A 22,383-nucleotide genomic window follows, 5' to 3' on the forward strand; every position below is an offset into this window, starting at 1 on the left:
TCGCGCCGAAACGAGGTCAATGCCTCGGACCTGCAGCTTTTTCCTTGCGATGGCGCGCTATGTCGAAGATCCGGCGCTTCGCGAGTCCCATGGCCAGCGAGGGCGGGAACTCGCCGAAACCCGGTTCGATCAATCAGGCGGTTCTGGACGCGCTCGGTCTCTAGCGCCGGTCGGCCCAAGCGTTGAACATCATAACGCCCCACAGCCGGTACTGCCAGTTGCGCCGGCCCGACAGGTGTTCCTCCCAGCACGCCCTGATCGGCGCGGGATCGAACCAGCCATCGCGGCGCAGCCTCTCTTCCGACAGCAGGTCCTCGGCCCAGTCGCGCAACGGACCGCGCAGCCAGCTCTCGATGGGAATGCCGAAGCCCATCTTCGGCCGCTCGATCAGGTCGCGCGGCACATGGCGACAGAGCAGTTGCCGCAGGATCCACTTGCCTTCGCCGCCACGGATCTTGAGGTGCTGTGGCAGCGACCACGCGAATTCGACCACCCGGTGGTCGATCATGGGCACACGCGCCTCCAGTGAGACAGCCATGGAGGCGCGGTCGACCTTGGTCAGGATGTCGTCGGGCAGATAGGTCAGCGTATCGACGAACTGCATGCGCGCCGCAAAGCCTTCGAGGTCGCCGGCGGCCTCTTTCCATACCGGATCGACGGTCTCCCGGCCGCCGATGACCAGCCGGTCAGGGTCCTGCCACTGGCTTACCAGGGCGCGGAAGGCGTCTTCCGGCGACCGGCCCAGAATGTCGGCGATCTTGTGCAGCTTTTCGCCCAGCATCGGAATGCCGCCGATCCGCGGCACGCCGGCGAGCAGGCGCGACAGCCGCGCGGGCGGGACCGACCGGATCAGCCCGGCCCCGGCGCGCAGCGCAGGCCCCGGCAGCCGGCGCGTCCGGGACAGGATCGACGGGGCCTGGAAATAGCGGTTGTAGCCGCCGAACAGTTCGTCACCGCCGTCGCCGGAGAGCGCCACGGTGACGTGTTCGCGGGTCATGCGGGAGACGAGAAAGGTCGGGATCTGCGAGGCGTCGGCAAAGGGTTCGTCGTAGATCGACGGCAGATCGGGGATGACAGCCTGCGCCTCGGCAGCCGTGACGTAGAACTCCGTATGGTCGGTGCCGAGATGGGCCGCCACGGCTTTGGCGTGCTCGGCCTCGTTGTAGCCGGGCTCGTCGAAGCCGATGGTGAAGGTGCGGACCGGCGTTGAGGACCGCGCCTGCATCAGCGCCGCGACGGTCGAGGAATCCACGCCGCCGGACAGAAACGCCCCGAGCGGCACGTCGGCGATCATGCGTTTGCCGACCGCGTCGCCAAGGATCTCGTCCAGGGCATCGGTCGCCGTCTCGTCGCTGCCCTCGAAGGGATGAGCCAGCCCGCGGTCGCGGACATTGGCGAGCGACCACCACGCTTCGATCCGCGGCGCCCCGCCGGCTGAGATCGTCAATCTGTATCCCGGCATTAGCTTCTGAACGCCGCGATATATGCATTGTGGCGCGGGGACGTAGTTGAAGCGGAGGAAGCTCGTCAGCGCTGCGCGATCGATCTCGCCGGTGAAATCCGGATGCTGCTCCAACGCCGAAAGCTCCGAGCCGAACAGGAACGAGCTGCCAAAGAGAGCCCAGTAGAGCGGCTTGATGCCCAGGCGGTCGCGGACCAGCGTCAGTTCCCGCCGCTCCCGGTCCCAGAGCGCGAAGGCGAACATGCCGATCAGCTTCGGCAGCGTGGCGTCGAGGCCGTGGAGGGCGATGCTCTCCAGCAGGACCTCGGTGTCCGAATGCCCCCGGAAGACGGAACCGGCGGCTTCCAGTTCGCTCCGCATCTCCGGTGCGTTGTAGACCTCGCCGTTGTAGCAGATGACGAAGCGGCCGTTCGCCGACGCCATCGGCTGATGCCCGCTCCGGGACAGGTCGATGATCGAAAGCCTGCGGTGCCCGAACGCGGCGCCGGCCTCAGCGTCGGCCCAGCTTCCGGCGTCGTCCGGCCCGCGTCGGGTCATCGCGTCGGCCATCGCCCGGGCGGTCCGCTCCAGTGCCTCGGCGGAGCCGGGGCGGCCCAGGAATCCGGCTATGCCGCACATGGCGGGACCCTGTCCTGTGCGTCGTCAGCCGTCATCGAACTCGTAGACCTGATAGTCGCCGAAACGCGTCACAGTGGCTTGCGGCAGATCGGCGATGAAGCTCTCCGGCGGATATAAGATTTGCGGATCGACTGGCTCGAGATCGCCAAGGCGCTGCGTTCCTTCTGGGCTCGGTGAGCCCAAGCGCCAATTGATCGCTCATGTCTGCCAGGAAGGCAAGCCTGACTGCGGTATGCCGGGGCCAAGGTCGCCGGCGATCGCGGCTAGCAGGCAGTAACCTAGGCTCAAATGCAGCGTAGAGATGTCGTGGCGGTCCTGAGTGCCTGAGTTGAGGGCTACGACACTGTCAGGCAAGATTCGAGCCGGTTGGCCGGACACCAGCCGAGATCGCCGCACAAGCCCGTCCGGGGCACCACCGGCGCAGGCTTGTCATACCACCATCAATCAACCGTCGGGATCTACCAAGAGCCAGACGAGATTGGGATCTCAGGTCATCTTCTCCGGCGGGACCTTCGCGGACGGCCCGTGGTCGGGTCGGTGTTTCTCATGATCTCACCGTGGTTGCTACCGATCATCCGAAGTGCCTGTACGACGCTGTCGACCTGATCGTCATGATCTCCGTCCGGAAACGCTCGGAGTTCGCGCTCCAGTTCCTCAAGCCACGGTGCCTCGGCCGGGAGCGCAGCGGAACCATCGTAGAGCCGTCCTATGTTTGTTTCGAACCGGACCTCTTTCGGTTCGCGCGGCATGGTCTTCCAGATCCATTGGTGGCCGGCGCGGAGGCATTCATTTACCACGGAACGGCCCACGTCAGCAGCTTCGACGTAAACACGCATCGCGTCGCAGGAACGTTGCCGGTGAAGCACCATCTCCTTCAGGTCAACATAGTCGATCTGGCCACGCCAGAGGTCGATGAGAACCCAGTACCTGCTATTATCCGACCAGCCCCAGGTCGTGCAGACTGAATAGTCATTGCGAGGGCCCAGGCCTGAGGCCGTGTCCCAACTCTGGAACTTCAGTGGGTAGGCGTCTGGATCGAGTGAACCTTCGTGACGCCGGACCCGGGACATGTCTACCCGTGCCCCGCCGCGCGGCACTGGGTTCTGCTGGTATTGCGCCTCGAAGGCGGCGTCGCTGAGCTGTCTTCGAAGTCGATTGAGCTCTTCTTGGGAGAACCGTTCCGGAATGAGCAGATCTCCCTGCCTGCGGGACCAGGTCCGGCCACCTCCCAGCTCGAACTCGGTGTCCCGCTCTGCGATTGCAGGCAAGATCATGCTGTCGTAGCCGACATCGAGAAGATGAGCAGCAAGATCATCTACGTGCAGGCGTTGCTGTACAACGATAATTGCGCCGGCGCTCGGATTGTTGAGACGGGTCGAGATTGTCTCGCTGAACTGTCGCCGGACGGTTTCTCGAACCTGCGGGGAATGCACCTCGTCGGCCTTCATCAGGTCATCTGCGATGATCAGGTCGGCTCCATGTCCCGTGATCGAGCCTGCGCGGGAGACAGCGCGTCGATATCCTCCTGCCCTTGTACGCAGTTCAAGGTCAGTGTCTCGATCAATGCGGAAATCTGGAAAGATTTCGCCGAACCGGGGGTGAGCCAGCAGGCGCCGGAAGATGACACTGTGCTCACGGGCGAGATCCTCGCCATAGGAGACAATCATCATCTTCAGCGTCGGGTCCCGCCCCAGGCACCAGGCCGGATAAGCAACTGATACGATGAAGGATTTGAGATGGCGGGGTGGCAGCGCGATCAGGAGCCGCGCGGCTTCCCTCGACAAATTCGAAACCAGCCAGTGACAGATCGCGTCGACATAGGGAGCTTCCACCATCTGGCCGTCTTGATGAGTGACATCAAATGCCCAGAGCAGGAACGGTAGGAAGTCCTGGCGCAACATCGCGTGTACGATTTCTCGTTCGCTCATTGCTTGACCTCCCGCTCCGGACGGTGCCGGTTCCGTGTTCGCGTGCGTGACCTGGCCCCGGGCGAAGTCCCGTCTTCAGCATCATCGGAAAAGCGTTCGGGAGTAGCCGATTGCTCACTGACGGCAGTACTGGACCGGGGGGCCTCTACATCCCCTCCACCTGACGTTGAAGGATCCGTGGCGACCGCACCGTCTTCCAATGGTTCGACTGTCGCTTCTGATCGATCGTTCGGCGGTCCGTCTCTGACGAAGGACGTGTTCAGTCCGTTGCTGCGCAGATACGTCTCGATCAGTCGCCTGTCTGTATCGTTCCTCGCCTCTGTTCCTGCTGCTTTGATCTCCTCCTTGCGTTGCTGGCGGAGTTCGAGCTCTCGATCCATCTCGATGACAAGCTTCTGCGCAGGGTGTTTTCCCGACAATGCGTCACTGATCAGACGTGTGGCGATCGCCTCGGCGCGAGACATAGTTCGGCGTTCGCCCGCCTCGGTGATTGTGATGGGCTTACGGAGCGCGCGCTCGACAAGTGTGGAAATGTTGCGCGATCCCTTCGGGCGTCCTTTCGGATTGCCCGACTGTCCCTTTTGAAAGCGGGTGTGTCTCGGAGGTTTGCCGTAGCCGACGTCATCTTTGCGACCCCGATCAGTCATTTCGAGTTGTCTCCCTTCGATGAACGGCGAGAGCGGTGCCTGACCGGTTCCACACCGGTTTTTCGGAGGGCTGCGACTTCATTGAAGGAGAGGTCGGATTGCGCGTGGTGGGCAGTCCCGCCGGTTCGATCCTGCCAGCGCCGGATCGCAACCTCGACATAGGCTGGATCGATTTCCATCGCCCGGGCGCGTCGTCCGGTTCTGTCGGCGGCAAGGATCAGCGAACCACTTCCAGCGAAGGGGTCCGCGACGATGTCGCCGCGGTGCGTACAGTCGAGAAGAGCATCGGCGAGCAGGGCGACTGGTTTGACGGTCGGATGATCTTCGAGATCCTCCGCCCGGCCGCGCCGAAAGGTGTTAGCACCTGCGTAGTCCCATACATTGGTGCGGTAGCGACCGTGCTTACCAAGTTGAACGTTGTTGATCGGCGAACCGTCGCCGGTGATGAATACGCCGATCAACTCGTGCTTGGAACGATACAGCGACCCCATCCCGGCATTGGTCTTGTTCCAGACGCAAAGGTTGACCTGCCGGCCGAGGATCCTTCCGGCCTCGCCCAACTCTCCGAGATGACGCCAGTCCATGAAGACGTAGTGCAACCCGTTGCCCTGAATGATGCGCCGCATGTGCGCGAAGATGGTCTTCAGGAAATTCGTGTATTTGGCTGGCGTCATCTCGCCGGAAGCGAACGCGAACTCCCGGTGGGCAGCGCCGTCCCGCCTTGTCGTGACATGGCCGCGAATACGAACATTGTAGGGCGGGTCAGTGATCACCGCGGCAGCGCGTTCGCTCCACATCAGTCTTGCCCAGCTTTCGTCGAGCAGCGCGTTGGCGCACAGCAGGCGGTGCGGACCAAGTATCCAGATGTCGCCGGGGCGAACGGCGCAGTCCTCGGCCTCAGGACACTCGAGCACCGCGTCATCGGCATCCGAAGCGCCGGAGGCGGCGAGTTGAGCAGCACCGAGCGAGGCATCGATTTCGCTCATGGTGAACCCGGTCAGGTCCGGATCGAAGGTGATCTCGCCACCGAAGACGGTTTCAAACTCGAGGCGAAGGGCATCGGGTTCCCACCGGGTGTCTTCTGGCACCCGATTGAGAAACAATCGAAGGGCTTTAACTTCCTTCGGGGTCAGGTGCGCGATCTGAATGACCGGTACTTCACACAGTCCGATCTTCTGTGCTGCAGTCAGAACCGCGTGGCCGTCGAGCAAGGTACCTTCTGTATCGACCAGCAGCGGGACCACGAAACCGAAGCTGCGGAGTGCCTTCTCGAGCTTTGCAACCTGCTCCGGAGGATGCCGCCGTGCAGTCCCGGCATAAGACTTCACATCGTCGATCGGCCGCATCGCAACGTGGCGAGCAAGGAACGGGGTAAGGTTGGACCCGCGAGCCAAGTCTAGGTTATTAGCATTCGAACGCGGCATTGCTGCCTCCTCTTGTTGTGCAGGAGGCGGCTGGAAGCATGCAGACCGAAACAGTCGCACCTTTCCCGCCGCGGTTCCCGCGGTGGTCGTGGTTCGACTGCTTCCGGAACTCAGTCGGCTGAAGTGCCGGCTGACGGATGCTGCGATTCAGGGTGAAAACATAGCTTCACCCGATGCGGCGAATCAAAGACCGCTGGCTTGATACTCCTACAAACTGGTCATTTGGCGCAAGTCATTTGAGGTTAGGATCTACAATAAGAGAATATTGCCGCCCGCATTCAGTGCAACCGATTGTTTTATTTACTCTTTATGGCCACGGAACCAGGCGAGTTCATCTGATTGCAATCCGGCACCAATCAGCCCAGCTCGGCTCTTCGCAATTGAATTCGAGGACTGACCGAACAAGGACGAACAGGAGCCGATTTCAGCTACCATGACCGCGGCCGAACTGGCCGTTCTTGAAAAACTAGAGAATCTCGGAGTGTCGAAGATAGATCAGTGGTACGCGCAGATTTTTCGCACCTTGGTCAATTGAAAGTATACTAGGACTCATCATTTCCAACGCGAAAGCCATTGATACGCCTCACCGTATGACTGTTCATCGTATGTCCAAACGCGTCTTTCAATTATGCTAATGGTTTAATATTCTTGAGTCTCCCTGTCGCGATCAACGAAGTCACGATTGCCCGTCGGTCGACGCCGCCGTGAAACCCGGCCGATAGGTGCCTCTGCCTGCCGGGGCAACCGGCCGAATGGCGCGTCTGGCTGCAATGTTGTCGAGTTCGAACCAGTCGGCGTCAAAGAAGAGACAGAGTGCCGAACTACGGAGGAGCGCACTGAGGATCTCCTTCGCCATGCCGCAGCGCGAAGGGACCAGGGTTAGTCACGTCTCCAGCCAGGACTTGAGGCTATTCACCAGCTGACCGGAGCGGGTCTAACGGGCCTGTTCATTCTACGCGGCCCCGTCACCCCGCTTCGTTCCGAAGATGGTCCAGAGTTCATCGTAGAGGCCATGCAGCGCTGGATATCAACGGTGGGCGACAGAACGGCCCCATCGAGCCGGGGTCACCCGGGAAGAACGGCTTCAGCTACTGCCTGGAAGCGTATGCGTCGCATGCGCGAAAAGAGAGAGCTTCAATGACGGGCTCCGCGTTGAGTTGCTCGACGAGGAAACCTTCTACACTTTGAAAGAGGCGCAAGAGGTCAACGAACAATGGTATTGTCCCTACAACGCGAGACAGCCGCACAGCCGTCTCGGAAACCCTCCGCGGGCTCCAGGTGTCATTATGCCGTCAGGCTCCGCGCTGATTCGCCAGTCGGCCAGCGCCGCGGGAAAATCGTCATCGCCCCAATATTCCGTCCGGGCCAACACTTGGGGGCTGGTCAGTGCCCATGCGACCAGCTCATGGGCGCACTCGGTGCACGGTCGAAAAATTGAGAAGGCGGTCAATTATCGTGATGCGCAGAAGGCGCCTATCGCGATACTCAGCGAAGAGCACCGGGCCTCATTCCTGAGGTAGTGGCTCTTTAGGTGTCGGGGTCAGCAGGGCAGGCGTCCTTGCATCGTCAATCGTGACCCCCCTAAGCGCCGCTCGTTTGGAGCAATCCGTGCAAGCAGCACTGACAATGAAACCGCGCTCAATCGATACCATTCCAGACTGGAACCGCTCGCCGCAGAGATCGCATTTGCGGTCACGGCGGGCGATCTTGGTTTTCCCGAACAGCTGGTGACCCTTCCGAAGAGACATCTTTGACACTCACCTCTCATCGATTTGGTTCGCGTGGATGATGTAAGGTTTAGGGGCAGCGCTGACAATCGATGTCCGTCACACCGCCCAAGCCTTATAGCGGCCAGACGTTGACACACTTGCTGCCGCGCCACGCTGAACTCTTTCGCTCGGACCTGACCTGTTGCCCGCGGTCCTGAGCGATATCGAATGACGTGTGTCAGAAGATCCCACGAGGGCGTACGCTATGGCCTGCTCGACGCCGACATCCTGCTCCACATCTCAAAGCGATTTGGCGCTAGCGCTGATTGCGCAATCCGACCCTCTTGCAATCAGGTCTTGCATATGTCATCGGTCACATGGTCGAAAAGGAGCTGATTGATGTTGAGGAATTCCCTGTTGGCAGCTGGCACCGTCCTGTTCCTGGCGGGGTTATTTCAACCATCTGCTGCCGGTTTCGAAGAAGCAGAGAAAATGTACGCTGCCGGCGATCATACGGCCGCATTGTAAGAGTTTGTAAGTGCCGGAGGAGACGGAAACGTTGAGGCGAGCTTTCGGGCCGCTCAGATGTTCGAGCGCGGCGAAGGCACACCTGAGCCGCGATTGGAGAAAGCAGCCGACTGGTACCAAGTTGCTGCGCGCGCCGGTCATATGGCCGCGCTGACATCATTGGCGGAGCTGTTCGTTGATGGCCGTAGCGTCCCGGAAGATAAGATTCAGGCATGGGCACTTCTGGATATCGCCGCACGCAAGGGGCATGTTGATGCCGCCACGAAGCGGGACAAGTTGGCTCAGGACATGACTGAAGCCCAGTTCAAGGCCGGCCCGCGACGCGCAGAAAAATTGTCTCCGAAATATCTGAACTAGAGTGTGGGCTCCCGCAGCCCAACATCTGATGGCGAAGTTGTGGAGCATCGAGAAGAAGTTTCGGTTGAGCTTTTCGTAGCGGGTTGCTTTGCGGCGCATGTCTTTCCTGCCGCAACAGAAGCGTTAAAGGATGTTCCTTTGTGCACATGGGCGAGCGCCGAGCGGTAGCGGATTGTGTATCCGCGCTTGGCGTGAATTACCGGCAGTGCACCTTCGTCGCCAATGGCCTGCCCGGTTCGATCGCTGGCATACGCATTGTCCGCAACAATGGCGATCGGTGCATTCTCCCATTGCCGAAGTGCCGGCATCATCCGGCTTTCGGTACCTGGCCGGCAGAGACGATGGCCTCAGCGGCCGTCCGGCTGCTTCGACAGCTGCGTGATTCCAGATTGTGCAGTCCGCGTCGCCCAGCGGGTGAATAAGACCGTCCAGTGAGCATGGCGCGAGCGGTTCCCCCCCCCCCCGCCACTTCCCCCCTCTCTTTTTGAGCTGGCTGCTGCGCAATGGGCTCTGACGATGGAACTGTCGACGAAGACAAGAGCATCCGCCTGCTGCCGGGCCAATGCTTAAAAAAAAAGCCACGCCAGCCGCCCCGTTCTCCCCATCGTAGGTACCGACTACAGACCGATGTTCACGGTCCAATCCATTCGGGAAAATCACGCTTCGCGGGACCTGTTCGCAGGATGCAAAATCCCGTTCAGCACCTGCCGATCATCGCGCCACACTGCTGCGCCTGGACCCAAAACCCAAGAAAAATCCCACTCGTCATCTGTCAGATCGATTCGTTCCATACCACTAACCCATTCGCAGAGGAGAATGAGTGGGTTCCGGACAATTCAACCGGGAGGCCATCTTGGCTCAAACCCTAAAGCGATCCTCCATAGTACAGCGTCAGCCGGCCTGAACTGGCTGTTACTTGAGCACGACCGATTGAAATATTGAGCCGTCTGAAGGTCCTTCGCGTCGGAGGGGTTGGAGCGCACGCTGATTTCTCAGGCTATTTTGGTACTTGTGTATCGGTCTTGGATCGCAGCCGTCAAACGCGCCGAGCGACACTGGGACAAACGACGCAACCAATGATATGGGTGCGTGTGGTCGCTTGCCGTTAAGTTTACTTCAGGTATGCGGAGGAATTGATGGCTGGATGGTTTGGCCGGCTGTTTGGCGGACACCAATCGCCGCTCAGCAACGTTCCGTGGCCGGGCCCCGGCGATCAGTTCGTCTGTATCGATTTCGAGACAACCGGCTTGAAGCCGAGCGAGTCGCGCGTGATCGAAATCGGTGCAATACGGTTCAACCCGTCCAAGGAGCTTCAGACGACCTTCCAAACACTCGTCAATCCGGGCGTAGAGGTGCCAAAAAAGATTACCGAGATCACGGGCATCACAACGGCGCAGATCAGACGGCATGACCTGCCGCCCGAGCATGCTTTCGAGGACCTGTATCGGTTCATCGGCGATCTGCCGCTGATCGCCTACAATGCGCCCTTTGACGCCAAGTTCCTTTCCGCCGAGTGGCTGCGGCTTGGGATAAGGGGAAACAACGAATATCAGGACATCCTCGCGCTCGCGCGTGAGACCCTTTCGCTCCGGTCGTACAAGCTGGCCGATGTAGCGAAGCATTTGGGCGTTGAGGTTGAACCGGATCATCGGGCGTTGAGCGATGCTCATGCAGCACTACTCATCTACGACAACCTCCGGCAGTTGACGCGATGAGAAAGTCCGGCAGTTCTTTGCAGCAACACGCTGGTGTTCAACAGCCTTGAGTAAGCTGATCATGCTGCGTTAACGGTTCCTGTGGCACCAAAGAAGTCGAGTCGGGCCTATCAACATCACCGGTCGGCGCTCGATGCTGTTTGCATTGAGGCGCTGGCGACATGCTGCGTAGCTGTATCCCTTTGGAGGCCCTAGAAATTCAAGTGTTGCTTGTGTAGTCGAAATCTCCGATGCCAACATTCCTAGCGATCTCCAATCAGAAAGGTGGCGTCGGGAAGACGACGACCGCGGTGCATTTGTCCGTTGCGTTCGCGGCAGCTTCTAGGCGGGTTCTTCTGGTTGATCTGGACGCCCAGGGCAATGCAACCAATGCTCTTGGCCTGGAAGGCGCCGAAAACAACTATCCTCGCTCTTATGAGGCCGCGACGGGCGACACTCCGATCACGGAGCACTCCTGCCTACCGACAGTTTTCCCCAATCTCTTCGTCTTGCCTTCTTCGATTGAGCTGGCCGGCGTGAAATTGGAAATCGACGCCGACGAACCCAACCTGCTTCGTCTGGGAGCCAACATCGGTCAGCTTGCCGACGGCTTTGATTGGATTGTTTTCGATTGCCCGCCGTCGCTCGGCATCCTCAGCGTTAATGCGTTGGTCGTCGCAGATTTCATTCTGGCGCCCTTGCCGCCAGAGCGATTTGCCATGGATGGATTCGAGCGACTGGAAGAGACCGTGCGCCGACTGCGCAATGCGGAGCGATCGCACGCGGCCGATCCCCTGATCCTTTTTACCAGAGTGCCGCCATGGTCAACGAAGAGCCGAGAACGTATCAATGAGTTCCGCGCCCATCGTAACACGCGCACGCTTGTTGCAGAGATCCCATTTAGCGATCTTTTTGAGATTGGAGCTGAAACCAAACGAACCATATTCTTGGATTTTTGCAATTCACCGCCGGCGATAGCGTATTTATATGCAGCATCTAAACTTCTATCCACAGTCTCAAATGATAGTAGCATCCGAACCATCGAGGCTCAGGTTTTTGAAATGGAAAGAACGATACAAGAATGGCTCGACAACCAAATATCGAGGGCTGACCGATCAAAGAAGTCGAAGATCCGCTTCGACAGGTCCGAATACAGAAAGCAATTTACAGTTCGACAAATGCTCCAGCGGCTGCTTCATACGATTTGGAGATAATGAAGCATTAGGACTTCCGGGCATCTTTAGCCCAGTCTAGGGGGGTATTCGGTTTATCGAGATCACGCTTGGGGCTTCTTCATCCCGTTTCGGAGGCGATTCGCTGAACCTCGCACAAGATTCATCAAACTTTTGCGCTTCTCAAACAGATCGCCGCGCTGATAGGCGCTCTCAACCTTGTTGCGGATGGCATGCGCCAAGGCCAACTCCACAACTCTGACGGTGGCCTGCGACCAATCCTTCCTGTGACCATAGGCAGAGTCCGATGGTTGATGCGCTGAGCCCCAACGCTGGACCGCCGGATTGTGGAGTTTTCCGCCTCTTTGCGCTGAGACCAAACGCTGAACCACCTCAGTGAACGATTTCGCGGTAACGAAAGCTTGTCAGTGTCACGTTTCTAGAACTTCTGGACATATGGTATCGGCGCCCGCACGATCGCGCCTCGGATGGCTCACAAGAACCAACCGACCCCTGCGCCGCTCCGCCTGGCCCTCCGGTTTTCGGGCGGGGCGGCGTCTCAGGCGAGACGAATTTGGTCTGCGTGATCCGTGCAATCGCTAGACATCTCTCTTGAACTCGCACAGGCTTGTTTTGGGCTGGATGCGTTCGGCCCGCTCGCCGTCTCGCCCTTACCCCGCAGTTTGGGCGGGACGGCCCCTTCATCGGCTCAAGAGGCGACTGGCACTAGGGTCTACAACGCCCTGAAACGACAAACCGCCCTTCCGCAGAACAGAAGGACGGCTCGCCGCTACCTGAAATTTGGAAGCCGCAGCGTTGGTGACGCGACTCCGCGGAGTTGATACGCTAATGGTGGCACAACCTACCGAGCGAGCAACCTAGGCAACGCCTATTGAATAAGGGGTTAATGCCGTCAAGATTCCACGATGTAACGAACGCTAGCTACAGTTGAGGCCAAGATTAGAAAAATATCAGCGTTTCCCCAGCCAGGCACCCTAGAGCGCGCCCCAAGAACCAACCCCGCCAGATACCCAAACGGCTGCGACACCCGGCTTCCTCGACATTCGAACAATTGGTCGAGTTCCAGCGGTATGCCAAAGCCCAGCGGTTTCGGACCAGCCGGGCGTTCAGATACTCCGAGCCCCGGAAGCCCAAGATGGTCAGTCGCCAACAACGCTCTGAGCTTGGGACTTCGCATGAGACAGGCGTACGACCAATCTAGTCAGCCAGGGCAATGGACCTCTGTTTCCCGCATCCCAAACTGCCGTTCTCGGGGTGACAGAGTTGCTGGTTCTTCGAGGCATTGCCCTCGTTTAGACGGATCCCGCTACTCGTGGGTTTCGATGGCGTCCGCGTCGATGATGTAAGTCGTGCCGCTGATTCTGTCCGCTGAAGCCGCTGGCGACGCAGACGTGCATGCAACTGCAATGATCACGTTAGGTTCAAGGTGCCTTATTTCCTAGTTCACTGAATTCCATCGGCACACTTCGGAACGTTCAGACACTGCTTCGCCACACGCCTATCAGCAACTTCGACGCACGGCCTTGTTCACCGATTGGAAGCGCAAGCTGTTGCCATGTTGAGCCGCAATCGGGTTCAGATGCAGGTAGAGTGCTAAACGTCGGAACTCGATACAGGAGGCTTGCGTGATAGAGAGCATGGAGAAATCTGGAGAGGTGGGATCCTTCCGGCAGGTTGTCCAGATATTGGTCTGTCACCGTCAACCCTGACATTGCGGCGAGCGCTGGATTCAAGTGCGCAAACTTGATGCGAAATCCAGTACTAACGAACTCGGCGAGCGAGACCAATCCTGCGACCGCGCCGAGATCCGGAATGTGGACGCTCTTCGCGTCAGCGACTCCCTCGATCTGAAAGAGCCTGGACCAGTGTTCATACAGAAGACGGATTTGGCCGGCGGGCAGATCTTTCTCACGTGGATCTGGAATGACTTCAGAGTTGCCCATTGCATCCCCCAGCCATTCGCGAGTTGCGGCCGAATGGCGGCCCGTTGCGAACTCCTGTGATAGTCTTCGATCATATCGTTGGGCCATCCTCATCCGGCGCGCCAGACTATCTCATTCGATTGCCCAAACAACTCAGTTCGCTGGTGCGTGAAAACTGACACATCAGCCGAATGACGCTCCGCCCCGTTGGTGGAGTTCCCCCATCTTATATGTCTAATGAGATTTTCTTTCATTCTCGCACTTGTGCTGAGCAATGAGCCCTTCGAGCGAATACCAGAGAATTCCTCGCGTTAGGGGTGGTCATAGTGGTCCCAAAAAGCTCAACAATCCCTGAATTGCCGAGAGATACACTGACGGACAAGATCGGTCGACCTCTCAGCCTGTGCCGGGGTCATTGATTCGAGAACCTCCTCGAGCAGCTTCAAAGCCGTCGCTGATCCATTGTAGGCCGCAATCTCGATCCACATGGCGCCCCGGCCGACGTCGGCCTCTGGATGGAAGCCCTTCAAATGCAACAGGCCAAGCTGAATTTGGGCATCAACGTGCCGGTTCTCTGCAGATTTGAGAAACCAATGGGCTGCCATAGATGGGTCCTTGGCCAGTCCATCGCCATTCAGGTTCATGAGACCCAGATTGTACTGGGCGCGAGCGAAACCCTGTTCCGCAGCTTGGCGATACCAGTAGGCCGCAAGCACAAAATCTCTCGATACGCCATGACCTGTCCGCAAGAGTTGAGCCAGGTTGTATTGAGCCAGTGGGTCGCCTTCTTCCGCCAATGGTTGCCAGATCTCGAACGCCTTCGCATATTCGCCGCGTTCTAAGGCGGCCGCGCCGTCCTGGACGCCCGCAGCTGACTTCTGTAAAGGTGCAAACAGCGCAAGCGCCAAGAGCGTTCCTATCAATAGACTGTGCTTCAACGTTCTTCCAATCATTTGGCCAACGCGAGCATCCGTGATCTATTCCACCGCGCCTCGCAAGTGTACAAACTGTGATATGGAATTGGAGCACGTACTGGTGAGGTGGCCGCCCGCACGGGCAGGCCTGAGACTCCTGATGACAACGGACTCCCTTGGCCGGGAAGTAGGGGAACAAGAACAGGTCCTGATGTTCAACACGGCGCCCTAGGTTCCCATATTGATCGTACCGGTGATTGCGCGCGAAAGCCTTCTGGGATCAGCATGCAACCCGGACATTCTTGAGGAACTTGGGTCCGGAGCGAAACCAGCCAGCCTCCAGTTCCATCTGGTAGAATGCAGGTGTTCAGATCGCCGGCAACGCCGGCAGTATGGGATGGCCGCCACCATGGGTCGAGCTAGCCTGTCGTACCGCAATACCGGCACGACAGGCTGGCTCGTATTCGCCGTTACTGGCTCGGGCCGGTGTGAGAAATCAGAACGCCTTCGACATCGGCACCCTCGCCGGCGCCGTTCAGCTCGCCGACGACGGTCACTTCATCGCCGACAGCAACGTCCTGGGGGACTTCGACGCCGAATCGGTCGACGGTCAGGGCCGTATGCGGGCGGTCCTTCGGGACCATGGTGAGGCTCTCGTCGGTCTCTGCGACAACAGTGCCGGTCGATGCGATCCAGCCACCGCCAACAATGGTCTTGTCGGCACCGGCGAGGGCCTGAGAGGCACCGATCATCAGGAAGGCGGACGTGAGGATACCAGTTGCAATCTTCATTGTACTTCTCCTTCAGGGAGGTTGTTTTTGAGCAACGGGAAGAGACATTGGGAGTTCTCGCCCGGTTTGAATGCTACCTTCTGACGCAAGCAACCCGACCGGGCTGATGTTCACACGGCCCTGCCTCACACCCCCGGTATGGTAGAGGCATCCAGCGTGATGGCAGAATCGGGCGATGATGGAAGACCCCGATATAAGGCGCGCTGCGTGGCTCATGGTTGAGCGCTATGGCGACGAGGCCGGGTTCGTGACCGCCGCGAGAGCCGACAAGCTGATGGATGCTGGTGATCTGGATGGCGCAGCAGTCTGGCGGCGGATATTGGAGGCGGTGGAGGAATTGCAGCGAACGGAACGGACTTCAGATGACCAGGTGAATTGACCCTGGCCATCCGCGTGTGAGACAGGCCCTTCGCCAATCTACTCAGACCGGGCGTGGCGGAACTGGTAGACGCACTAGACTTAAAATCTGAGGGGCAGCAGCCCGTGCCGGTTCAAGTCCGGCCGCCCGGACCAGACCATCAGGACTTGCCGCCGCGCCCCTTCCGCCCGAGGCCGATCGACTTCGCCATCTCAGCCCTCTTCGCGACGTAGTTGGGGCTGGCCATTGGATAGTCCGCTGGCAGATTCCACTTCGCGCGGTACTCTTCCGGGGTCATGTCGTGGTCTGTTCTGAGATGACGCTTCAGCATCGTCATCTTTTTCCCGTCTTCCAGGCAAACCAGATGATCCGGCTTGATAGAACTGCGGATGGAAACGGCCGGGACAAGGGGCTCTGACTCAGGCTCTTCAGACCCAGATGCCGCCCCAACAAAAGCCTGGCTGACTTTGGCGATCAGGTCGGGAAGCTCGTCGGAAGGAACAACGTTGTTTGCGACATAGGCTGAAACAACGTCTACCGTCAGCCGTACAACTTCCTGAGTTTCGTCTTCCACGACATTCTCCCGAATCAGAACTGTTCGCACGAAACTACAGGCACGGACGGCACTCGCCAACGTTGTCTTATCCGACCAATTTGAACTTGGCGCGCCATAGGTCAAATTGGGATACTTCAGGCCGCCGCTTGGCACCTATCGGCGAGTGCTTTATCGCGTTGCTGTTTGAACTTGGTTCGACGAGCTGGATGGCGGTCGAGGTTGAAATGAATGTGGATGGCAGCGGGGGTGGACGCGAACTGACCTGAGATCCGATTTGTCCTCCAGATTTGGGCAGAGGCCGTCACCACAGAGGAGACGGATTTAGGAAGCGCAGTCGGTTCACCGAAGAGCAGATCATCGGGATCCTGAAGGAGCAGGAGGCTGGCCAGAGGGCGGCGGGTGTGTGCCGCCGTCATGGAGTCAACCCGGCGACCTTCCACAAGTGGGAGGCCCGGTACGCGGGCCTTTATGTCTCCGATGCGAAGCGGCTCAGGGCGTTGGAATGCGGGAACGTCCGACTGAAGAAGCTACTGGCTGACACGTTGCTCGACAACGCGATGCTGACGGACGTGGCATAAAAAAATTTGTGACGCTCGCCTCTCGGCGAGCGGCCGTTGCTCATCTGCGTGCGGAGCACTGTGTGAGCGAGCGGCGGACGTGCACTGTGCTGGACGGGCGCCAACAGGCCCAGGTTTGCCAGGCCCTTCGCGATCTGCCGTTCGGGCGTCGGCGCCTGGTGAGTCGTACCGCAGGCGCGGCAGCCATAGCGCGACCGGCGGATGCGCAGCACCCGGAAGCTCAATCGGCATCAAGGTCCTCGAGACCGAGCCGCAGTTGATCATCATCATCGAGTTGTTCGGAGCGGCGGCCGACGTGGTTGCGCTGCAAGCTCACCAGGATCCGGCGCAGCCGCTCGATTTCGGCCTGCGTTTCGGCACGCTCGCTCTCGCGTGCCGCCATCAGATCGCCGATCATCAGCCACAGCGCGTCGACGCCATCAGGCAAGGCGGCGAGATCGATGGACATGACGGGAGCCTTAGGCTGTCGGCCTGTCCCGCCGGGCGCAATCGTCGCCCTGAGTCAATCGGGCGCAGGGCCCAGTCAGCCTGCCGCGGCTGGTCGACGGCGTCGGTCTGGCGCCCGCTAGTCGATGCATCGATCAGGGCCGTGAGCTCCGCCGACGTCAGCGACAGGGTCTGTCCCTGCTCGATGCTCGACGTCCAGAGAAAGACACCGTGCTCGAGCCGCTTGGTCAACAGGCAAAGCCAGGTGCCATCCTAGAACACGATCCTGATGATTTTGGCCTTGCGTCCCCCGAAGACGAAGAGGTCACCCGAAAACGGGTCCTTTTGCAGCACCTCCTGCACCATGACGGCGAGGCCATCCACACCCTTGCGCATGTCGGCCAGGTGCACCTTCACATCGGCCGACAGCAGCGCCATGTCGCCACCTCCTTGTCATTGGCGGGCGCATCGACGATCGAGACGTCGACGTAGCCCGGCCCGGCCGTCACCAGTCCTGCCGCCAGCGGCACATCACCCGCCGGGCGATACCGTAGCGCCGGGCGATCTCGGACACGATGGCACCCGGCATCGACGCCTCGGCCAGGATCCGGTGCCGGTCGGCCTCGCCGAACCGGCGGCGGTGGCCCGCCCGCGGCGGCGGCTCGACGAGCTTCGGCAGCAACGCCGAGGGGGGATAAGTCCCGTGAGCATGGGAATGACTTATCCCGCCATGGCGGTAAAGCAGGCGAGGTCCTTGCGCCTCCGGCTCGGCATTGAACTTCGCCCGCCAGTTCCGGAGCGCCTTGAGCGGGATCCGATGCGCTTCGCAAAATTCCCGCTGATTTAGGTCGCTACGCTTCCACGCCTCGTGATGCGCCCGCCAGAACGCCTCGCCATGACGCCGCCGTGGCGCTCGATCATCGGCCATCTCGATCTCTGCTCATCCGATCAAACGAATGAGAACAGACCGCGCGGCCACCACCCGGAAAGTGTGTGTTCCCTGAACGCTTACCGGTTCGCTGCACTTCATTTTTCTTTCCCTGATCCGCGCCGGAAAATTCCCTGTTCCCACAGGCAGGGAATCTAACCCCGGACACCGTAGTATTACGGGCACGGTGCGCTGCCCCGACGCCCGGATGGCGCCCGAAACGTTCGGATTTCCCTGTAGATTCCCTGTAAATCAGGGAGCGCGATGCAAGAGACGGTTTCTCGGGAGACTGCGGACACCACCATCCGGCCTCCCAAGATCCCATGCCCGAACCAGGCTTCGGCGGAGACAGACCGCGCAGGGTTCGGCGAATTGACCTGACAGGCCGGAAACGCCGCTGCTAGCATGGCGGACAGGACCCCGTTTGACCTGACGTTTCCTGGAGGGCGCTTGTCCGACCGGAACATCGCGAGTGTTGGCGGCGCATGCCGCCCTGTGGACGGGGACGGCTTCCGGCGTCTCGTGGCTTCCATCGTCTTCGCGCTCGCCCTGCTCCTCGGCGGCGCGGCGGCTGCGGAGACGCGCGTGGCGCTGGTGATCGGCAATGCCGACTACGGCGCGATGGGGCGGCTGAAGAACCCGGTCAACGATGCGCGGCTGATGGCCCAGACGCTGCGCGACGTCGGCTTCCGCGTGATCGAACTGATCGACGCCGACCAGCAGGAGATGAAGCGCAGCGTGCGCGATTTCGGCCGCTGGTTGCGTCGCGCCGGCCCCGAGGGCGTGGCGCTGTTCTACTATGCCGGACACGGCGTTCAGGTCGCGGGCCGGAACTACCTGCTGCCGGTCGAGGCGCAGATCCTGGCCGAGGGCGACGTCGACATCGAATCCGTCGCCGCCGACAGCATCCTCGAGCAGATGGAGCACGCGAACACCGGCGTGAACATCGTCATCCTCGACGCCTGCCGGAACAACCCGTTCCAGCAGGGCTTCCGCTCGGCGAGCCGGGGGCTGGCGCGGATGGAGGCGCCGACGGGCAGCTACATCGCCTATTCGACGGCGCCGGGTCAGCTGGCGATGGACGGGGACGGCCCCAACAGCCCGTTCACGCTCTCGCTGGCCAACGCCATGCAGCGGCCCGGCCTGAGCATCGAGCGCGTCTTCAAGACGGTCCGGCGGGAGGTCGCGGGCCTGTCCGAAGAACGGCAGATCCCGTGGTCATCGTCGTCCCTGATCGGCGAGTTCTCCTTCCGCGGCGGCTCGGCTACGGCTACAGCGCCGCAGGGTTCCGGAGCAACCCCGAGCGGCGTCGCGTCTGCCGCAAGCGGGCAGACCCGCCCGGCTTCGCCACCTGTCACCGTTGTGGCGCCACCCGCCAGCAAGAAGGGCAGCCTGCCGCATCTCTCGCAGGTACCGCCGACCCGGCGCACGGCCATGGACGGGCTGTGGCTTCTGGCCGCGAACAACATCCCCTACCAGATCGAAGCCGGGCGGATCTTCGCCATGGCCGAGTACATGCACCTCCTGATCTTCCCCGTCGAAGCGTATGACGTGGTGGTCCGGGACGTGACGCAGACCGGTCCGGGCCAGCTTGCCGGGCAGGACCTCGCCCTGCTCGGCCCCTGGACCGGGCGGCTGCAAGCGGACGGGACGATGACGATTTCGGTTCAGGGCGCTCTGGGACCGTTCAACAGCATCCTGACGCCGATCAGGATAACCGATCCTCAATGGTTCGCAGAGGTGGTCTCGTCGCTGTCCGGCGGGTAGCGATTTCCTGCGACCAAGGGCAGGCCTGTGCGCGCGGGCGTCCGGAGGTTACCGCGAAGGCGGCTCCGGGTCCGGAATGCGCGGCACATGGGCCGACAGACCCGTGGCCTCCCGCACCAGATACCTGTCGCGGCCGGGCGCAGCGGCCAGCAGCAGCGCCAGCGGCATGCCGGCGCCATCGAGCGTTGCCGGGAAGGAGACGAGCGGGCCGCCAAGCGCAGTCCACGGGGTCAGATAGGACTGGTCCCCGGTCGTGGCGAAGCCGGCAGGCGCCGCGCCCGGTACCGGACAGGCGAGGATCAGGTCGACATCCCCAACGTCCGCCCAGAACCGGGTGCGGGCTTCGGCCAGCCAGCCTGCCGCCTCCTGCGCCCGCTCCGGCGCCTGCGCCGCGCCTTCGGACAGCCCCGCCCTGAAGCGGGGCTGCAGCCGCTCTTCCCTGCCGCGCAGCCGCGGCGCCAGATGCTCGTTCATTTCGTGGACCATGACGGCGCGGTGCTCGCGGATCAGCCTGCCGAAGGAAACCGGTGTTCCGATGTCGCGAACCTCGTGACCGCGCCCCGAGAAGACATGCCGGACAGTCTCCAGCGCCGCCAGCATCGCAGGCTCGGGCGATTGTTCGGGCGGCAGCAACACGCCGATCCGCAGGGATGCCCCCGGCGAAGGCCCGGCGGCGGACGGAATCTCGAACGCCTGCGCCAGCACCGAGAAGACCCGCGTCAGCCATGCAGCCGTCTTCGCTATCACACCGACCGCATCGAAGCTGGGGGACAGCGGCGCCACGCCGGTCCTCGGCAGGACGCCCAGACCGGGCTTGTAGGCATAAGCGCCGCAATAGGCCGCGGGCCGGCACAGCGAACCGGCGGTCTGGGTGCCCAGCGCGAACGGCACTTCGCCGGCGCCGACGGCGGCGCCCGAACCGCTGCTCGAACCGCCGGGACTGTGCGCCGGGTTGTAGGGATTGACCGTCGTGGTCGGGTCGACGAAGGCGAATTCCGTCGTCCGGGTCTTGCCGACCGGCACGGCCCCGGCGCCCCGCAACGCCGCGACGACGTCGGAATCCGATTCCGCGGGTGGCGCGTCGGCGAAGGCCGCGCTGCCGAACCGCGTCGGCTGTCCGCGCACGTCGATGATGTCCTTGACCCCGAAGGGCACGCCGCCCAGCGGCCCGTCCGCGACCGCCCCGGGGGCCCTGAGGACGTTCGGCCCCTCCAGATGCGCCCAGGCGTCCAGCCGCGGCTCCCAAAGCGCGCGGGCCGCAAGATGGTCGTCGATCGTGAACCGTTCCGCCCGGTCTGCCATACCGCCTCACCCCTTCATTCCGGCGCCACTGCCGCGCCTCCTGCCGGCCCCGGAAACTGGCACGCATATCGCAGTAAGTAAAAAGTTACTTACTAGTTGGCCACCCAGGCGCTCCTGTCGACCGATCTCTGCTCAGGAAACGCCCACACGGTCAGATCAGCGCCCAAAAATTGAGCGCGCAGGGAGACGAGGAGAACGCAATGATCAACACCTTTCATACCAGCACAGCAGCAGCCATCCGGCGCGGAAAATCAAGGGTCGTCGGCACGCTGGCCGCCGCAGCCGTGGCAGGCCTCGCGGCCTTCGCCCAGCCGGCTGTCGCGGACGCGGCCGAACTCAAGATCCTGTCCAGCTTCAATTCCACCCAGAAGCCGACCTTTGCGGTGCTCGAACGCTACATCGAGAATGTCGGCAAGATCGGCGGCGACACCGTGACCTTCGTCGTCAGCGGGCCCGAGGTGGTGCCGATCTTCGAACAGCTGCAGCCGGTATCGTCCGGCGTCTTCGACGCGCTCTACACCCATCCGGTATTCCATGCCGGCGAGGGCGGCCTCGCCCTGACCGTCGATGCCATCGCCGTCGATCCGATTGCCCGGCGCGCCTCGGGCGTCTGGGACTATGTCGACAACTTCTACCAGCAGAAGCATGGTCTTAAGATGGTCGCCATGATGTCGGTGAGCATGTACGGCTATCATCTGTTCACCAAGGAGCCACTCTCGGATGCGGGCGATCTGGCCGGCCGCAAGGTGCGCGGCACCCCCACCTATCACGGCGTCATCCGCGCCCTCGGCGCCGAACCCGTCGTCCTGCCGGGCTCGGAAATCTACTCGGCGCTGCAGAAGGGCATTGTCGATGGCGCGGGCTGGCCGGCTGCCGGCATGGTTTCGATGAAGCACTACGAGGTCGCGAACTACCGTCTGCGGCCGACCTTCGGCGCGGCGACGCAGCCGGTCTTCATCAACCTCGACAGCTGGAACGGCCTCACCAACGCCGAGAAGTCGGTGCTACTGGAGGCCGGCAAGCTGACCGAACTCGAGATGCCCTGGATCGGCAACCAGATCCAGGCCGAAGAGGACACCAGGCTGGACGAACTGGGCGTCGAGGTGCAGCAGCTTCCCGCAGATGTCGCGGCGAAGGTCCAGACCGCCTTCATCGAGAGCATCTGGGAGCTTGGCACCGGGTGTTGCGGCGAGGCGGCCGCGGAGTTGCGCGGCATCGCGCTGAAGGCCGGGCTGACGCAGTAGGGGATGCATCTGTGACGGTCGTTCAACACGCCGACGG

Annotated in this window: 20 protein-coding genes, 1 tRNA gene and 1 pseudogene; 9 read left to right on the forward strand and 13 right to left on the reverse strand. The window is 61.2% G+C overall.

Annotated elements, in window-relative coordinates; all coding sequences use genetic code 11:
* Nucleotides 1-160: 160 nt before the first annotated feature.
* From asnB to ACMVY4_RS02635, 5 genes are all read right to left on the reverse strand, one after another.
* A complete protein-coding gene (gene asnB, locus ACMVY4_RS02615) occupies nucleotides 161-2,080 on the reverse strand; it encodes an asparagine synthase (glutamine-hydrolyzing) (protein WP_416898643.1) in 1,920 nt (639 codons plus the stop codon).
* Nucleotides 2,081-2,104: 24 nt separating this feature from the next.
* Nucleotides 2,105-2,263, reverse strand: coding sequence for a hypothetical protein (locus ACMVY4_RS02620; RefSeq protein WP_416898644.1), 159 nt, complete (start codon nucleotides 2,261-2,263; stop codon nucleotides 2,105-2,107).
* Nucleotides 2,264-2,571: 308 nt separating this feature from the next.
* Nucleotides 2,572-4,008, reverse strand: coding sequence for a phage terminase large subunit (gene terL / locus ACMVY4_RS02625; protein WP_416898645.1), 1,437 nt, complete (start codon nucleotides 4,006-4,008; stop codon nucleotides 2,572-2,574).
* Complete coding sequence (locus ACMVY4_RS02630) at nucleotides 4,005-4,655, reverse strand: DUF5681 domain-containing protein (RefSeq protein ID WP_416898646.1); 651 nt, start codon at nucleotides 4,653-4,655, stop codon at nucleotides 4,005-4,007. The genes terL and ACMVY4_RS02630 overlap by 4 nt, the downstream gene beginning before the upstream one ends.
* Entirely contained in the window at nucleotides 4,652-6,079 is a 1,428-nt protein-coding gene (locus ACMVY4_RS02635) for a site-specific DNA-methyltransferase (protein WP_416898647.1), read from the reverse strand. Before ACMVY4_RS02635 ends, ACMVY4_RS02630 begins: the two co-directional genes overlap by 4 nt.
* 1,091 nt (nucleotides 6,080-7,170) lie before the next feature.
* Between ACMVY4_RS02635 and ACMVY4_RS02640 the strand changes: the two genes are divergently transcribed.
* The 4 genes and pseudogenes from ACMVY4_RS02640 (at nucleotide 7,171) to ACMVY4_RS02655 (ending at nucleotide 11,581) form a co-directional block, all read left to right on the forward strand.
* On the forward strand, nucleotides 7,171-7,599 hold the full coding sequence (locus ACMVY4_RS02640) for an integrase core domain-containing protein (RefSeq protein ID WP_416900243.1): 429 nt from the start codon (nucleotides 7,171-7,173) through the stop codon (nucleotides 7,597-7,599).
* Nucleotides 7,600-8,361: 762 nt separating this feature from the next.
* Nucleotides 8,362-8,673 (forward strand): annotated as a pseudogene (locus ACMVY4_RS02645) (hypothetical protein); the annotation flags it as partial.
* 1,136 nt (nucleotides 8,674-9,809) lie between these two features.
* Complete coding sequence (locus ACMVY4_RS02650; protein WP_416898648.1) at nucleotides 9,810-10,388, forward strand: PolC-type DNA polymerase III; 579 nt, start codon at nucleotides 9,810-9,812, stop codon at nucleotides 10,386-10,388.
* 230 nt (nucleotides 10,389-10,618) lie between these two features.
* Nucleotides 10,619-11,581, forward strand: a complete 963-nt coding sequence (locus tag ACMVY4_RS02655) for a ParA family protein (protein ID WP_416898649.1) — start codon at nucleotides 10,619-10,621, stop codon at nucleotides 11,579-11,581.
* A gap of 1,454 nt (nucleotides 11,582-13,035) precedes the next feature.
* Here the strand turns inward: ACMVY4_RS02655 and ACMVY4_RS02660 are convergent.
* From ACMVY4_RS02660 to ACMVY4_RS02670, 3 genes are all read right to left on the reverse strand, one after another.
* On the reverse strand, nucleotides 13,036-13,503 hold the full coding sequence (locus ACMVY4_RS02660) for a hypothetical protein (RefSeq protein ID WP_416898650.1): 468 nt from the start codon (nucleotides 13,501-13,503) through the stop codon (nucleotides 13,036-13,038).
* A 320-nt stretch (nucleotides 13,504-13,823) separates the two neighbouring features.
* The gene (locus tag ACMVY4_RS02665; protein WP_416898651.1) at nucleotides 13,824-14,390 is read right to left on the reverse strand and encodes a tetratricopeptide repeat protein; all 567 of its coding nucleotides are present in this window, start codon (nucleotides 14,388-14,390) and stop codon (nucleotides 13,824-13,826) included.
* A 476-nt stretch (nucleotides 14,391-14,866) separates the two neighbouring features.
* On the reverse strand, nucleotides 14,867-15,187 hold the full coding sequence (locus ACMVY4_RS02670; protein WP_416898652.1) for a hypothetical protein: 321 nt from the start codon (nucleotides 15,185-15,187) through the stop codon (nucleotides 14,867-14,869).
* Between the two features lie 175 nt (nucleotides 15,188-15,362).
* Between ACMVY4_RS02670 and ACMVY4_RS02675 the strand changes: the two genes are divergently transcribed.
* Both ACMVY4_RS02675 and ACMVY4_RS02680 read left to right on the forward strand, forming a co-directional pair.
* Nucleotides 15,363-15,566 carry a hypothetical protein gene (locus ACMVY4_RS02675; protein ID WP_416898653.1) on the forward strand — a complete coding sequence of 68 codons (204 nt, stop codon included), beginning with the start codon at nucleotides 15,363-15,365 and terminating at the stop codon, nucleotides 15,564-15,566.
* A gap of 47 nt (nucleotides 15,567-15,613) precedes the next feature.
* Nucleotides 15,614-15,700, forward strand: a tRNA-Leu gene (locus ACMVY4_RS02680).
* A 5-nt stretch (nucleotides 15,701-15,705) separates the two neighbouring features.
* Here ACMVY4_RS02680 and ACMVY4_RS02685 read toward each other — a convergent pair.
* Nucleotides 15,706-16,119: a MucR family transcriptional regulator gene (locus tag ACMVY4_RS02685; RefSeq protein ID WP_416898654.1), complete on the reverse strand. Its 414-nt coding sequence runs from the start codon at nucleotides 16,117-16,119 to the stop codon at nucleotides 15,706-15,708.
* A 269-nt stretch (nucleotides 16,120-16,388) separates the two neighbouring features.
* Here ACMVY4_RS02685 and ACMVY4_RS02690 point away from each other — a divergent pair, with 269 nt between their 5' ends.
* Nucleotides 16,389-16,679: a transposase gene (locus tag ACMVY4_RS02690; protein WP_416898655.1), complete on the forward strand. Its 291-nt coding sequence runs from the start codon at nucleotides 16,389-16,391 to the stop codon at nucleotides 16,677-16,679.
* Nucleotides 16,680-16,899: 220 nt separating this feature from the next.
* On the opposite strand, the gene ACMVY4_RS02695 is transcribed toward ACMVY4_RS02690, so the two are convergent.
* From ACMVY4_RS02695 to tnpA, 3 genes are all read right to left on the reverse strand, one after another.
* On the reverse strand, nucleotides 16,900-17,127 hold the full coding sequence (locus tag ACMVY4_RS02695) for a hypothetical protein (protein ID WP_416898656.1): 228 nt from the start codon (nucleotides 17,125-17,127) through the stop codon (nucleotides 16,900-16,902).
* Between the two features lie 251 nt (nucleotides 17,128-17,378).
* The gene (gene tnpB, locus ACMVY4_RS02700; protein WP_416898657.1) at nucleotides 17,379-17,543 is read right to left on the reverse strand and encodes an IS66 family insertion sequence element accessory protein TnpB; all 165 of its coding nucleotides are present in this window, start codon (nucleotides 17,541-17,543) and stop codon (nucleotides 17,379-17,381) included.
* 67 nt (nucleotides 17,544-17,610) lie between these two features.
* Entirely contained in the window at nucleotides 17,611-18,033 is a 423-nt protein-coding gene (tnpA, locus tag ACMVY4_RS02705; RefSeq protein ID WP_416898658.1) for an IS66 family insertion sequence element accessory protein TnpA, read from the reverse strand.
* Between the two features lie 450 nt (nucleotides 18,034-18,483).
* Between tnpA and ACMVY4_RS02710 the strand changes: the two genes are divergently transcribed.
* The gene (locus ACMVY4_RS02710) at nucleotides 18,484-19,800 is read left to right on the forward strand and encodes a caspase family protein (protein ID WP_416898659.1); all 1,317 of its coding nucleotides are present in this window, start codon (nucleotides 18,484-18,486) and stop codon (nucleotides 19,798-19,800) included.
* 48 nt (nucleotides 19,801-19,848) lie between these two features.
* On the opposite strand, the gene ACMVY4_RS02715 is transcribed toward ACMVY4_RS02710, so the two are convergent.
* Nucleotides 19,849-21,102: an amidase family protein gene (locus ACMVY4_RS02715; RefSeq protein ID WP_416898660.1), complete on the reverse strand. Its 1,254-nt coding sequence runs from the start codon at nucleotides 21,100-21,102 to the stop codon at nucleotides 19,849-19,851.
* Between the two features lie 200 nt (nucleotides 21,103-21,302).
* On the opposite strand from ACMVY4_RS02715, the gene dctP reads away from it, so the two are divergent.
* The gene (dctP, locus tag ACMVY4_RS02720; RefSeq protein ID WP_416898661.1) at nucleotides 21,303-22,346 is read left to right on the forward strand and encodes a TRAP transporter substrate-binding protein DctP; all 1,044 of its coding nucleotides are present in this window, start codon (nucleotides 21,303-21,305) and stop codon (nucleotides 22,344-22,346) included.
* Nucleotides 22,347-22,383: the final 37 nt, after the last annotated feature.

Origin of the sequence: Minwuia sp., assembly GCF_048007105.1 — a bacterium.
Classification (GTDB): domain Bacteria; phylum Pseudomonadota; class Alphaproteobacteria; order Minwuiales; family Minwuiaceae; genus Minwuia.